8 protein-coding genes, 1 tRNA gene and 1 other RNA gene are annotated in these 12,891 nt (G+C 72.0%); 4 read left to right on the plus strand and 6 right to left on the minus strand.

Features of this window, described 5'->3' with window-relative positions; genetic code table 11:
* Window positions 1–74 precede the first annotated feature (74 nt).
* The 4 genes from ACIBI4_RS31765 to ffs all read right to left on the minus strand — a co-directional run bounded on the left by ACIBI4_RS31765 (window position 75) and on the right by ffs (window position 6,497).
* On the minus strand, window positions 75–2,168 hold the full coding sequence (locus ACIBI4_RS31765) for a hypothetical protein (protein ID WP_399207777.1): 2,094 nt from the start codon (window positions 2,166–2,168) through the stop codon (window positions 75–77).
* A 316-nt stretch (window positions 2,169–2,484) separates the two neighbouring features.
* The gene (purD, locus tag ACIBI4_RS31770) at window positions 2,485–3,735 is read right to left on the minus strand and encodes a phosphoribosylamine--glycine ligase (protein WP_399207641.1); all 1,251 of its coding nucleotides are present in this window, start codon (window positions 3,733–3,735) and stop codon (window positions 2,485–2,487) included.
* Between the two features lie 151 nt (window positions 3,736–3,886).
* On the minus strand, window positions 3,887–6,322 hold the full coding sequence (locus tag ACIBI4_RS31775) for a DNA polymerase III subunit gamma and tau (RefSeq protein ID WP_399207642.1): 2,436 nt from the start codon (window positions 6,320–6,322) through the stop codon (window positions 3,887–3,889).
* Between the two features lie 76 nt (window positions 6,323–6,398).
* Window positions 6,399–6,497, minus strand: an RNA gene (gene ffs, locus ACIBI4_RS31780) — signal recognition particle sRNA small type.
* Between the two features lie 119 nt (window positions 6,498–6,616).
* On the opposite strand from ffs, the gene ACIBI4_RS31785 reads away from it, so the two are divergent.
* Window positions 6,617–6,701: transfer RNA gene (locus ACIBI4_RS31785), tRNA-Ser, on the plus strand.
* A gap of 123 nt (window positions 6,702–6,824) precedes the next feature.
* Here the strand turns inward: ACIBI4_RS31785 and ACIBI4_RS31790 are convergent.
* The gene (locus tag ACIBI4_RS31790) at window positions 6,825–8,357 is read right to left on the minus strand and encodes a PucR family transcriptional regulator (RefSeq protein WP_399207643.1); all 1,533 of its coding nucleotides are present in this window, start codon (window positions 8,355–8,357) and stop codon (window positions 6,825–6,827) included.
* Window positions 8,358–8,551: 194 nt separating this feature from the next.
* On the opposite strand from ACIBI4_RS31790, the gene ACIBI4_RS31795 reads away from it, so the two are divergent.
* The 3 genes from ACIBI4_RS31795 (at window position 8,552) to ACIBI4_RS31805 (ending at window position 11,982) form a co-directional block, all read left to right on the plus strand.
* Window positions 8,552–9,967: a purine-cytosine permease family protein gene (locus tag ACIBI4_RS31795; protein ID WP_399207644.1), complete on the plus strand. Its 1,416-nt coding sequence runs from the start codon at window positions 8,552–8,554 to the stop codon at window positions 9,965–9,967.
* Complete coding sequence (locus tag ACIBI4_RS31800) at window positions 9,964–10,464, plus strand: nucleoside deaminase (RefSeq protein WP_399207645.1); 501 nt, start codon at window positions 9,964–9,966, stop codon at window positions 10,462–10,464. Before ACIBI4_RS31795 ends, ACIBI4_RS31800 begins: the two co-directional genes overlap by 4 nt.
* A gap of 177 nt (window positions 10,465–10,641) precedes the next feature.
* Entirely contained in the window at window positions 10,642–11,982 is a 1,341-nt protein-coding gene (locus ACIBI4_RS31805; RefSeq protein WP_399207646.1) for a hypothetical protein, read from the plus strand.
* Between the two features lie 34 nt (window positions 11,983–12,016).
* Here ACIBI4_RS31805 and ACIBI4_RS31810 read toward each other — a convergent pair whose 3' ends face one another.
* Window positions 12,017–12,871 carry an alpha/beta fold hydrolase gene (locus ACIBI4_RS31810; RefSeq protein WP_399207647.1) on the minus strand — a complete coding sequence of 285 codons (855 nt, stop codon included), beginning with the start codon at window positions 12,869–12,871 and terminating at the stop codon, window positions 12,017–12,019.
* Window positions 12,872–12,891 lie beyond the last annotated feature (20 nt).

The raw sequence follows: 12,891 nt of genomic DNA on the forward strand, positions 1-12,891 counted from the left end.
ATCCCGTCACCGTTCGTCGTGAATTGACGTGAACGGAACGCGGCGCTCCGGTACTTGGACCGGCCCGACGGCCCTCACACCAGACGGACGGGCTTCTCCGCCCGGACGCCGAGGCCCGCGAGCCAGCCGTGCAAGGGCTCCGGATCGCCGTCCTCGACGAGGCTCAGGACACGGGCCGCGAGGCCGTCCGTGCGGACGCCGGAGACAAGCAGGGTCGGGCCGTCCAGCCAGTCGAGGCCGGGCGCGGCACCCGCGGTGTCGACGGCCGCGCAGCAGACCATCGCGGTGACGTGATCGGCCAGCAACTCCCGTCCGGAGCGCGGCGGCTGCATCGGGAACAGCGGCAGCAGCGCGTCGTCCCAGGCCGCGCCCTCCAGCGCCGGCGGCTGCGGTGCGGGGGCGGCGCTCTCCTCGCGGGACAGCGCGACGCTGAGCAGCGCGGCGAGCTGCTCGCTGCGGGGCGCGAGGGCGGAGGGCTCGGCGGGGTCGCCGCCCTCTTCGAGCCGACGGGGGACGACGGGGAGGTGGTCGGGGTCTTCGGGTGGGGTGGTGGGGGACTTCGGGTGCGAGCCGTCCGAGCCCAACTCCCGCTCGTCCACGTCGGCTTCGGCGCGCCCACCGTCGTCATCGCCCTCGCCGTACGTCACCGTCGACAGATGTTCCATCACCCGTGCGAGGGTCGGTGCCTGTGGGTCCATGTCCGGTGCGGTGGCCCGGCCGACGCCCAGGGTGTCGAGCGCGCGGTGCAGACGGGCCGCGTCCGTGCGCCACTTGCGGTCGACGATCTCCTCCGGATAGTCCTGCCAGTCGACCGGCGCCCAGTCCGCGCCCTGCTCCCCGTGGAACAGCCGGGCCGCGAGCAGTGAGGCCGCCTCGTCCATCGCGCCGGGCTCCTCCAGGAGATCGCAGGCGGGCCGTTCCCCGAGCCGGGAGGCGAAGCCCTCGGCGAGGCGGTCGCGGCGGGAGAGCTCGGTGAGCGCGGCCACCACCCCGGCGTCGAGCCGGGAGGGCCAGCGCCCCATGCGCCAGGCGGGCAGCGCGACCTTGGTGAGCAGCCGGTCCCAGCCCGCGTACGCCAGACCGACCTGCTCCTGGGCGACGATCCGCAGCCCGTAGTCCACCGTCTGCGCGCGGTCCGCGGCGGCGGCCGCGACGCCGCGCTCCATCTCCGCGGCGTGCCCGCGGCAGGCGCGCAGCATCAGCCGTGCGACCCGGCCGACCCCGGCGAGGACCGGGCGCGTCAGAGTGCCGCCGCCTGACCGCTCGGTGACGGCGACCGCGGCGTCGAGCCCGCGCACGAAGCGGCGGGCGGCGGCTATGTCGGGGTGGGCGGAGGGCCCCGTACCGGCGACGACCGGTGCGAGGAGCGCGCGCAGCTCGGCGACGCGCATCCACCACAGGAAGGGGGAGCCGATCACGAGGACGGGGGCGACCGGTGCGGCCGGTCCCGCCTCGGCGGCGTCCCGCCGCGCGGAGACGGTGTCCCCGCCGCGCATGCCGTGCGCATCGCCCCGTACGGACGTGGTGTCCCCTCGCACGGACGTGACATCGCCCCGTGCGGATGGGAGGTCCGCTCGGGCGGACATGAGGTCCCCTCGTGCGGCCGCGGCATCGTCCCGCCGTGCGGCCGTCGCGCCCCCGTCCCCCCGTATCGCGGTGGTCTCGTCTCCCCGTACGCCTGAGAGCTGTCGCTCGCGCTCGGCCGTACGACGCCCGCGTATGACCGCGAACGTACGGCGGAGCGGGCCCGGGCGGGGTGGGGCGTGGGCGCGGTGGGTGCGGTCCTCCAGCCAGCTGTCGCAGTCCGGGGTGAGCGCTATCGCCGAGGGTGCGGGGACGTCGAGCCGGTCGGCCAGGTCGCGCACCAGGCGGTAGAGGTCCGGGGCGGAGGCCTCGGTGAGCGGGACCGTGGGGCTGAGGGCCGGCTTCGAGCGGGCCACGAACAGGCCGACGACGCCCGCCGCGAGCAGCACGACGACGGCGACAGCGCCGGTGATCCAGCGCGCCAGATCCCAACTTCCGCCGCTCAGACGGCCCGTGACCCCGCCCGCGAGCAGCACGACGGCCACCGCGGCGGGCAGCAGCGCCACCGCCAGCGCCCTGCTGCGGATGCGCAGGACGGCGAGCGCCCGGGCGCGTGCTCCTCCTGCGCCCCGCTCACCACCCATACCGGTTCCGGACACGGCCGGACGTCACCCCCTTCGTCCTGCGACGGCTTTGCTCACTCCCCCACTGTGGCACCCGCCACCGACATCGCAATGCCGGTGGGCTGTTTGGCTTCGGGTACCGGGAACGCTTGCGCCGCACCCTAGTTGGGGCCTCGAGGCACGTCAGCCGGATGGGGGATCGCTCACTCGATGGAATGGCTTTGGGTAAAGCTGGCTGACGACACAGGGCCGGATCCATTGCTGGATCCGGCCCTGCGAAAGGTGCTCCACGGGCGTGCGCCCGGCGTACTCGGGGAGCGCCGGGGCGCTGCCGAGGTCAGACCCCGGCGGCCTTGGCGGCGATGTCCGTACGGTGCTGCGAACCGTCGAGCCGGATCCGCGCGACCGCGCGGTAGGCGCGCTCACGGGCCTGCACGAGGTCCGCGCCGGTCGCGGTCACGGAGAGCACCCGGCCGCCCGCGCTGACCACCGCGTCACCGTCGAACTTCGTCCCGGCATGCAGGACGTACGCATCCGGGGCATCCTGTGCGCCGACCTCGTCGAGGCCCTCGATCACATCGCCGGTCCGCGGGGTGTCCGGGTAGTTGTGCGAGGCGACGACGACGGTGACGGCCGCGTCCTCGCTCCAGCGCAGGGGGGCCTGCTCGTCGAGCGTGCCGTTCGCCGAGTTCAGCAGGACGCCCGCGAGCGGCGTCCTGAGGCGGGCCAGGACCACCTGGGTCTCGGGGTCGCCGAAGCGCGCGTTGAACTCGATGACCCGTACGCCCCTGCTGGTGATCGCAAGACCCGCGTACAGCAGTCCGGAGAACGGTGTACCGCGGCGGCGCAGCTCGTCGACCGTCGGCTGCAGGACGCTCGCCATGACCTCGTCGACAAGCTTCGGGTCGGCCCACGGCAGCGGCGAGTAGGCACCCATGCCGCCGGTGTTGGGGCCCTCGTCGTTGTCGAGCGCCCGCTTGAAGTCCTGGGCGGGGGTGAGCGGCAGCACGGTGATGCCGTCGGTGATCGCGAAGAGCGAGACCTCGGGACCGTCGAGGAACTCCTCGATCACCACTCGGTCGCAGGCGCGGGCGTGCGCGCGGGCCGCCTCGACGTCCTCGGTCACGACGACGCCCTTGCCGGCGGCGAGCCCGTCGTCCTTCACCACGTACGGGGCGCCGAAGGCGTCGAGCGCCTCGTCGATCTCCTCGTCGGTGGTGCACACGTAGCTGCGCGCGGTGGGCACACCGGCGGCGGCCATCACATCCTTGGCGAAGGCCTTGGAGCCCTCCAGCTGCGCCGCCTCACCGGACGGGCCGAAGCAGGGGATGCCCGCGGCGCGCACGGCGTCGGCGACGCCCGCCACGAGCGGCGCCTCCGGACCGACGACGACGAGCTCGGCGCCGAGCCGCTGCGCGAGCGCGGCCACGGCGCCGCCGTCGAGGGCGTCGACCGGGTGCAGCTCGGCGACATCGGCGATCCCCGCGTTCCCCGGGGCGCAGTGCAGCCCGGTGACGTCGGGGTCGAGGGACAAGGAGCGGCACAGGGCGTGTTCGCGGGCACCGCTGCCGATGACGAGGACCTTCACGGTGGGAAGCCTAGCCGGTGGGATCCGGTGCGTTCGTACGGGTAGGGGCGGTGAGGGGGTTGTGGGAAGGTCCGAAACCCTGCCGCCCCGCCGTGAGGCGCGCCCTCGGTCGGCGGGCCGCGTCTCCCGCCAGCGGTCCGCCCCCTGCCCGTTACTCGTTGGCGATCTCCTCGATGACCGTGGCGCCCAGCTCGCGGACGATCAGGTCGTGGCCGCTCAGGGCGCTGTCGTCGAGGTCCGGGTCGTCCTCCTCCGGAATGTCGTCCTCCGGGGAGACCGGCGGGGCCTCCTGGCTCTGCTGGTACGACGAGCTCTGCTGGTACGAGGAGGAGGGCGCCGCGGACGCCTGCGCTGCCGGCCCCTGTGGTGCGGCAGGAGCCGAGGAGGGCGCGGCGGCGGGCGGTGCGGACTGCTGCGGGGCGGGGCCCGGGGCCGGGGCGGCCGGGCGCTGCTGCGGTGCGGGTGCGCCGCCTCCGTAGGAACCGGACTGACCGCCGCCTCCGTAGGAACCGCTCTGGCCTCCGCCGCCCCCGTACGTACCCCCGGAGCCGCCGAAACCGGTCGCCGCCGGGGGCGGGGACGCGCCGCCCGAGGGGTCGATGATCGCCTCGACCTTCCAGTGCGCGTTGAACTGCTCGGCGAGGGCCTGCTTGAGGACGTCCTCGCTGCCGCTGCTCGTGAAGTTGTCGCGGGCTCCCGCGTTGAGGAAGCCGAGCTGGAGGGTCTGCCCGTCGAAGCCGGCGACCTGCGCGTTCTGGCTGAGCAGGATCCAGGTGAAGCGGCGGCGGTTCTTGACCGCCTCCAGGATGTTCGGCCAGAGCGCGCGCACATCCGGGCTGCCCGGGGGCGGTGCGCCCAGGGCCGGGCCGCCACCGGTCGCCGCCGCGGGGCGGGGGGCGGCGGGTGCGGGCTGCGGGGCGCCGGGTGCGGGGGCGGCCGGTGCGCCGCCGCCGGCCGAGGCGGCGGTGGGCCAGCCGCCGGGGCGGCGCGTGTCCGCCGCCGGGCCGCCGGACCCGGGTGCGCCGGACCCCGGTGCCGAGGCGCCCGGCCAGGCGCCGGGGCGCTGGGCGGGGGTGTCGGCGGGCGGGGTGTGTGCGGGCTCGGCGGGGGCCTGCGGCTGGGGAGCCGGCGGCTGTGGAGCCGGCGGTTGTGCGGCTGCGGGTGCTGGTGCGGGTGCTGCCGCGGCCGGAGGGGCCGCCGGGGCGGGCCCGGACTGCGCGGGACCGGAACCGGCACCCGTACCGCCGCCTGCCCCCGCTCCTCGTACCGCCGCACGCGCCGCGGCCGGACCGCCGCCGGGCGGCACCGCGGGACCGGGCTCGACGGGCGCGTGGGCCTCGGGCCCTGGCACGTACGCCATGGAGGGCGCGGCGGACGACGGCGCGGCGGCGGGCATCTGCACGCCCCCGGCCGCCGCCGACGCCGGCGGACCGCTCCGCTCCAGCCGGTCGATCCTCGCCAGCATGGAGCGCTGATCGTCATACGCGGCGGGCAGCAGCACGCGAGCGCAGATCAATTCGAGCTGGAGGCGCGGCGAGGTGGCGCCGCGCATCTCGGTCAGCCCCTCGTTGACAAGGTCGGCGGCGCGGCTCAACTCCGCGGCGCCGAAGCCACGGGCCTGGGCGAGCATCCGCTCGATGACATCGGCGGGGGCGTCGATCAGGCCCTTCTCCGCGGCGTCCGGGACGGCCGCGAGGATCACCAGATCGCGCAGCCGCTCCAGCAGATCGGCCACGAAACGGCGCGGATCGTTGCCGCCCTCGATGACACGGTCCACGACCTCGAAAGCGGCCGCCCCGTCCCCGCCCGCGAAGGCCTCGACGACGGAGTCGAGCAGCGAGCCGTCCGTATAACCGAGCAGGGCGGTCGCCATGGCATACGTCACACCGTCCGCCGCGGCGCCGGCGAGCAGCTGATCCATCACCGACATCGAGTCACGCACGGAGCCGGCGCCCGCGCGCACGACCAGCGGCAGCACCCCGTCCTCGACGGGGATCGCCTCCTTGCCGCAGACCTCGCCCAGGTACTCGCGCAGGGTCCCGGGCGGCACGAGCCGGAACGGATAGTGGTGCGTACGCGACCGGATCGTGCCGATGACCTTCTCGGGCTCGGTGGTCGCGAAGATGAACTTGAGATGCTCCGGCGGCTCTTCGACGACCTTGAGCAGCGCATTGAAGCCCGCCGACGTGACCATGTGGGCCTCGTCGATGATGTAGATCTTGTACCGGCTGGAGGCCGGCCCGAAGAACGCCTTCTCCCTCAGATCACGCGCATCGTCCACACCGCCATGCGAGGCGGCGTCGATCTCGATGACGTCGATCGACCCGGGCCCGTTCCTCGCCAGATCCCGACAGCTCTGGCACTCACCGCACGGGGTGGGAGTGGGACCTTGCTCACAGTTGAGACAGCGGGCGAGGATGCGCGCGCTCGTCGTCTTGCCGCAGCCGCGCGGGCCACTGAACAGGTACGCATGATTGACCCGGTTGTTCCGCAGCGCCTGCTGCAGCGGGTCGGTCACATGCTCCTGCCCGATGACCTCGGCGAACGACTCCGGGCGATAACGGCGGTACAGCGCAAGGGACGACACGCATACGAGGTTATCGGCCCGCACTGACAGCCGGTCCCGCGTACGGACCTGACCCCCGCACCCACGGCCTCCCGGAAACGCAAGCGCCCCCCACGCACCCGCCAGAGCCGACCTACCCTTGCTGCCTTCCGGCCCTGGGGGAGTTCAGTCAGATAGCGCCACGTGAGGGGCTGCGCCAAGGGTACCCGATCCGGAGCCGTGCGAACGAGCCCGCCCCGATCACCCTCCCGGTCGCACTCGGACCACGGGGAACGGGTTCGCGAGCACTCCTCAACGTCTTGTATTGTTTGCCGCGGAGGATTCGCCTAGTGGCCTAGGGCGCACGCTTGGAAAGCGTGTTGGGGGCAACCCCTCACGAGTTCGAATCTCGTATCCTCCGCAGCTGGCTTACCAGCCAGAACGAAGGCCCCGACCGGGAAACCGGCCGGGGCCTTCGTCGTTGTCTCAGCCTCCGTTGTCCCAGCCTCCGTTGTCGACGCCTCCCCGGACATTCAGTGAGGTCTCAGTCGATGGCGCAGGCGAGGTACAGGTCAACGCGGTCGCGGGCGGTGGACAGGTCGCGGCCGGTGAGTTGCTCGATGCGGCCGATGCGGTAGTGCAGTGTGCTCACGTGGATGTGGAGCGCGGCCGCCGTGGTCCGCCAGGCGCCGTTCTCGCTCAGGAACGCCGTCAGGGTCCGCACGAGGTCGGCGTTGTGCTCGGAGTCGTACGCCTCCAGGGGGCCGAGCAATCGATGCCGGTAGGAGGCGCGGATCTCGGCCGGGACGCCGGCGAGGAGCAGGAGGTGGGAGTCGAGTTCGGCTGCGGTGACGAGGGCGAGACGCTGGGGGCGCAGGGCGGCAAGGCGGGCTGCGTGGCGAGACTCTTCCAGGGCGCGGTCCAGGCCGGACGCGTCCGGGGCGGTGGCGCTGAGACCGAAGGCGATCCGGCCGCCGTCGGCGGCGGGTTCGAAGGTGGTGAGGCGGGCGCTCAGCAGTTCCGCCAGGCGTTCGCCATCGTCTTCACGGTCGAGCGAGACGAGGAGGGTGAGTCCGTGTTCGCCGCCGGCGACGACCGCCTTGGCGCCGGCGTTCTCGTCGATCACGCTCTCCGCCAGATCAGCGGCGAGGTCCCAGGGGCGCAGGGCGCCACGGGTGAGGGCGGTGAGCGCCAGCAGCGGGCGGTCGGGGGAGATACCGGCGGTGAGCAGGCGCGCGTGGACGGTGCCTGAGGGAGCGCCGCTGTCGATGAGTGCGATCAGGTCGGCGTGGAAGCGCTGTTCGGTGCGGCGGCGCTCGTCCCGCCGGGCGCCGCCGAGGGCGAGGAGCTCGGCTGTCTGTTCGGCGATGCCGAGGCCGTCCGCGCCGAGGCCGTCCGGTACGCCGCGGATGACGAGGTGGCCGCCGCTTGCGCCGTGCCGCCCTATCGGCAGCAGGGTGTACCCGTCGGTGGAGGCAGGCGGCTTCTGCGCCCGCAGTGCCTGGACTGCCAGTCGTGTGCGGAGCGTTGGGGGCAGGGCGTTGTCGGGGCCCGCGAGGAGGCGCCCGGCGACGGAGAGCGCCCAGCAGTCGGTGTCGAGTTCAGTGGCGAGCATCGCGACGAGACCGCCGAGGTCGGCGCCTTCGACGAGGGCGGCGACGAGTCGGCGGTGACGGCCGAGCACGTCTGCGAGTTCCCGGCCGCGCTCGCGGTTGATCCGCTCGATGACGGTGCGCGAGAGAGCCCCGTATGAGATCTCGGACGGGGCGGCCAGAACGGGAATGCCGCGGCGCTCGCACGCCTCGACCAGAAGAGGCGGCACCTCACCGAGAAGGAGGTCGCCGGCCACGAGGGCGGCGGCCCCGCCCTCGTCGAGGGAGGCCGCGAACGTCTCGCAGTCGACGGGCGTGCGGTACCAGCCCTCGCTGGTGAGGACGAGCTCGCCGCCGCCGAGGAAGGCGGCCGGCTCCAGCAGGTCGGTGGTGTAGACCCAGCGCAACTCGCGGTCGAGCCGTACGCCCGGAGTCAGCAGCTCCAGTCGCAGCCCCGGTTCCCCGAGCAGGTCTCGTACGTGCACAGCACTCTGCCTCTCGGTTCTCGGTTCTCGGCTCTCAGTTCTCGATTCCGACGATCATAGGAAACCGGAGTGGATTTTCGCCACCGGTTCGCAGCGATGGACACTGCCAATGGCCTGGTTGACGCATGTGTACTGACGTTGCTGCAGCACACCGGCATCCCTGACTTCCTACGATTGATGGAAGGGGGCACGACATGACCTCACCAGGCCCTCTCACACAGCGGCTCTCCGCCGCAGTGCGCTCCGCCACCACGGTGGAGACCTCCGGCGTCGAACCGATATCCGCCGAAGACCGCAAAGGCGGACCGGGTTCGTCGTTCACGCTCTGGTTCAGCTCCAACGTTCAGTTCTCCAGCCTCACCAGCGGCATGCTTGCCACTGCCGCCTTCGGGCTCGGCTGGGCGCAGGCCCTGCTCGCGATCGTGCTCGGCAGCGCCGTGGGTGCGGCGGCCATCGGGATCACCTCGACCTTCGGACCGCCCAGCGGCGTCGGACTGCTCGTGCAGTCCCGGCTGCCGCTGGGGCGGCGGGGTGCGGCAATCCCGGCCTTGCTGGTCTTCTTCAAGGCGTGCGCGTGGTTCGCGGTCAACTCGATCCTTGGCGCCTTCGCCGTCCAGACCCTGATCGGCACCGGCTTCGGCCCTGCCTTCGCCCTCGTCACCGTCGCCCAGGTGGCCATCGCGCTCGTCGGCTACGGCTTCATCCACCTGGTGCAGAAGACGATGGCGATCGTCCTGCCCCTGCTGTTCATCGGCGTCTCCGTGTACGGGTTCTCCGAGAGCGACCTCGGCTCCGGCTTCGACGCGGCCAAGGCGGGTCCGCTCGGGTTCGTCGGCGCGTTCGCGCTGGTGGTGGCCATCCAAGCGGCGCGGGCGCTGAGCTTCTCCTCGTACGCCGCCGACTACACCCGCTACATGCCCGTCGACACCCCGCCCCGCAAGCTGTTCCTGTACGCCTTCACGGGCACCTGGCTCGGCTCCGTGTGGATCGCGGGCCTCGGCGCGGCCATCGGCACGATCGCCTTCATCGGCACCCCCACCGACCTCGTCGGCCAAGTCCTGCCCGGTGTGCTCGCCACCGTCACCATGCTCGCCCTCGGCGTCTCCACGATCACCTCCAGTTGCCTCGACTGCTACTCCGGAGCCCTGGCCTGGCTGATCGCCGGCGTGCGGATGGCTCGTTGGCAGGCGGTCCTCGTGGTCGGCGGACTCGGCAGCGCGATCGGCTGGTTCGCCGGTCAGGGCGACTACTGGAAGTCCTTCGAGAACTTCCTGATCATTCTCGGCAACTGGATCGCCCCCTGGCTCGCCGTGATGCTCGTCCAGCGCTTCCTCGTCCCCTCTTCCGGCGACGAGGCACCCCGGAACTTCGGGCCCGGACTCATCTCCTGGCTGCTCGGACTGCTCTCAGCGGTCCCCTTCATGAGCCAGCCCGGCGTCTTCGTGGGCCCGATCGCCGAGAGCCACCCGGCACTCGGCGCCTGCGCCGCGGCCGTCGCCTTCCTGACGGCCGGGCTCATCCACTACGCGCTCACCCGGAACTCCCGGACCCGAGCCGCGACCCGCTCCACCCATACCGACACCGAGACCTCCAAGGAGATCCCCGCATGACCGCCGCCCCCGCCACGACGACCGCGACCGACACCGACCTCGCCCGCCTCGCCGCCGCCGTGGACGTCGCCCGCCGCTCCCGTGCCGCCGGCAACCACCCCTTCGGTGCCGTCCTGACCGGCCCCGACGGCGAGATCCTGCTGGAGGCCGAGAACACCGTCACCACGGAACGCAACGCCACCGGCCACGCCGAGACCAACCTCGTCCGCCTCTCCACCGAGAAGTACGACGCCGACTTCCTGCGCACCTGCACCCTCTACACCAGCACCGAGCCGTGCGCGATGTGCTCCGGCGCCATCTACTGGGGCAACATCGGCCGCGTCGTCTACGCCCTCGGCGAGGACGAACTCCTCGCCATGACCGGCGCCAACGACGAGAACCCCACCATGTCCCTCCCCTGCCGCGAGGTCTTCAAGGCCGGTCAGCGCAACCTCCCGGTCGTCGGCCCGGTCGACCTTCCCGAGGCCCGCGAGATCCACACCGGCTTCTGGAACTGACCTCCCCGGAAGTCCGACCAAGGGCACCTCTGGAAAGGTCCGCCAAAACCCCTCCCGGGAGCTGTCAGGGACTCCCGGGAGGGCCTCCGGCGAATGGCCGACAAGTTGACGTTCCTGATCTTCCCCGGCCGACGATCGACGCGGTTTTCGGACGTCCCGCGGAGGCACCATAGCTCTATGAACAGTGGTGCCAGGATTCCCTCGTCTCCTTCGTCTTCGGCCCGTCCGAAGCGGCGCAACGCGACGCTCGGGCTGTTCGATGAACCCGTGTACCGGGACTGGGCGTTCTGGATGACGGCCGGCTGGGGGCTGATCGCAGCCGCCTCGATTTCGACGAGCAACGAACCGAGCGCGCTGCCGAGATGGCTCGACACGCTGCTCGCCACCATCGTGTTCATCGCACTGTTCGGCTTGTTTCCCACCTGGTTACGTCTCGTCTTCCGTCGCTGGCATGAGAAGCGTCAGAACGGGCCGGCCGACGCGATGCGTCAAGGACAACGCGTACCGGCCCAGGCCGCCCCCGAGTCGGCGCCGTTCGCGCAACCGCCGCCATCCCGTGCGCCGGAGCCGCCCTCCCGGTACCCGTCCCCGCCATCGGACATCGCTGCGCCACCCACCGCTTCCGAACTCGCCTCCCTGTCCTGGGAATCCCTGCCTCATCCCCTCGCCCGTGCCGTACGGGCGCTGCAGCAGGCGCACACCCCGAAGGATCGATACGAGGCGATGCTTGAGGCTGCCGAGATTCTCGCCATCACGCTGACGGTCACCGGGGCCGCCGTGCTGCGCGGGCAGATCGACGGCCGGGTCGCCGGCAGCGATGAACAGCGCGATCGGGCACGGCAGGCGCTGACCGCGCTGCGCAACGGTTTTCCGAAGTCCGCCACTTTCGGGACCTGGACGAACTGGCTCGACCAGCACCTCGGGCCGATCGCCGACACCCAGCCCGACCTCATCCGTGGCCTGCGAAGTGCGGTCCGGGACGCAGGCGAAGTCCCGGGGATTCTCACGGATCTCCGAGCCCTGCAGAACGAACGCAACCGGACCTCGCACGGCGACAAGCCACGGAGCCCGCAGGAATCCGCGGTGCGCACGGCAGAGTTCCGGCCACTGCTCGAAAGGGCGTTGAGGAAGGCCGATTTCCTCTGCGGTGCCCGGTGGTTTCTCACCGTCTCCTGCGATTACCGGCCGAGGCCGCAGACCTTCGACGTCGTCATGCGACGCGTGACGGGCGATCACCCCGACTTCGAGAGTCAGTCCTTCACCTGGAACGAACCGGTCGCCAACGACACGTTCTACGTGCTCTGTCCAGAGGGTCCGCTCCCGCTCGGGCCCCTCGTGGCCAGCCTTCTCTGCGATCAGTGCAAGCAGATGGAGATCTGCTACGCCTCCTCGATCGACCGGCGCACCGGAACGGCGATGTTCAAGAGTTTCACCCGGGGCCATGTCATCTCCGCTCCGGAGCTGACCGACGAGTTGCGGACGCTCCCCGGCCATCGGCCCCCGGACAGACCCACGTAGACGCGCGGCGGAGGGAGCGCGTCCCGCCGTCCGCTCACCCCCGCGCCGTCTTCTCCAAGAACCCCACCACCGCACCCGCCGTCTCCTCCGGGCACTCCGACTGGGGATAGTGGCCGACGCCGTCGAGCATGTGGATTTCCGTCGGGCCGGTGAGGGTTGACGCGAAGGTTTCCGCCTCTGTGCGCGGGCTCTTGAAGTCGGGGTCCTTCGTGCCCATCAGGATCAGGGTGGGCTGGTGGGTGCGGGGGCGGTCGGGGGTGGAGTTCTTGGCGCCCGGGGCGTTGACCGCGATGAAAGCCTCCGTGCGGCCCGGTTCGCGCAGGCGGGACTTCATGGTTGTCACGTGGGTCTTGAAGTCCGCGGGCTTTCCGGCCTTGTGGAGTGAGGCGTAGAAGAGGCCCCACAGGGACGGGGAGCGCAGGACGCGGCCCGTCAGCCAGGCCATGAACGCGTTCGGCTTCGGCTCGGTGGCCCATGGGGCCATCGCCACGATTCCGGTGATCCCGGTGGGGAGTTCGGCCGCCGCGGTGACCGCCGCGTCCGGGGAGAAGGACTGGCCGATGACCGTGGCCGGGCCGCCGCCGAGGTGGCGGATCAGGGCCACGTAGTCGGAGCCCACGGCGGACGTGGTGTACGAGGACCAGTCCGTGCTGCTCTCGCCGTGGCCGCGCAGGTCCATCGTGGCGACGCGGTAGCCGGCGGCGACGAGCTTCGGGACGAGGTGGCGGTAGACGGTGCGGACGTCGCCCATGCCCGGTGCCATGACGACCAGCGGGCCCTCGCCCTGTACGTCGTAGGCGATCCGGCCGCCGTCCGCCACGTCCAGGAACTGGGTCGCGGCGGAGGCGGAGGCGGTACCGGACGGCGTCGGTTCCGGAGTTCCGGTCATGGGGTCCCTCGCAGAGGATT

The organism is Streptomyces sp. NPDC050418, assembly GCF_044458745.1.
GTDB lineage: Bacteria > Actinomycetota > Actinomycetes > Streptomycetales > Streptomycetaceae > Streptomyces.

Coding starts and splice junctions, on each gene's coding strand:
- ACIBI4_RS31765 (WP_399207777.1), bottom strand. CDS start 2,168: ATGGGTGGTGAGCGGGGCGCAGGAGGAGCACGCGCCCGGGCGCTCGCC.
- ACIBI4_RS31795 (WP_399207644.1), top strand. CDS start 8,552: ATGACCTCACCAGGCCCTCTCACACAGCGGCTCTCCGCCGCAGTGCGC.
- ACIBI4_RS31800 (WP_399207645.1), top strand. CDS start 9,964: ATGACCGCCGCCCCCGCCACGACGACCGCGACCGACACCGACCTCGCC.
- ACIBI4_RS31805 (WP_399207646.1), top strand. CDS start 10,642: ATGAACAGTGGTGCCAGGATTCCCTCGTCTCCTTCGTCTTCGGCCCGT.
- ACIBI4_RS31810 (WP_399207647.1), bottom strand. CDS start 12,871: ATGACCGGAACTCCGGAACCGACGCCGTCCGGTACCGCCTCCGCCTCC.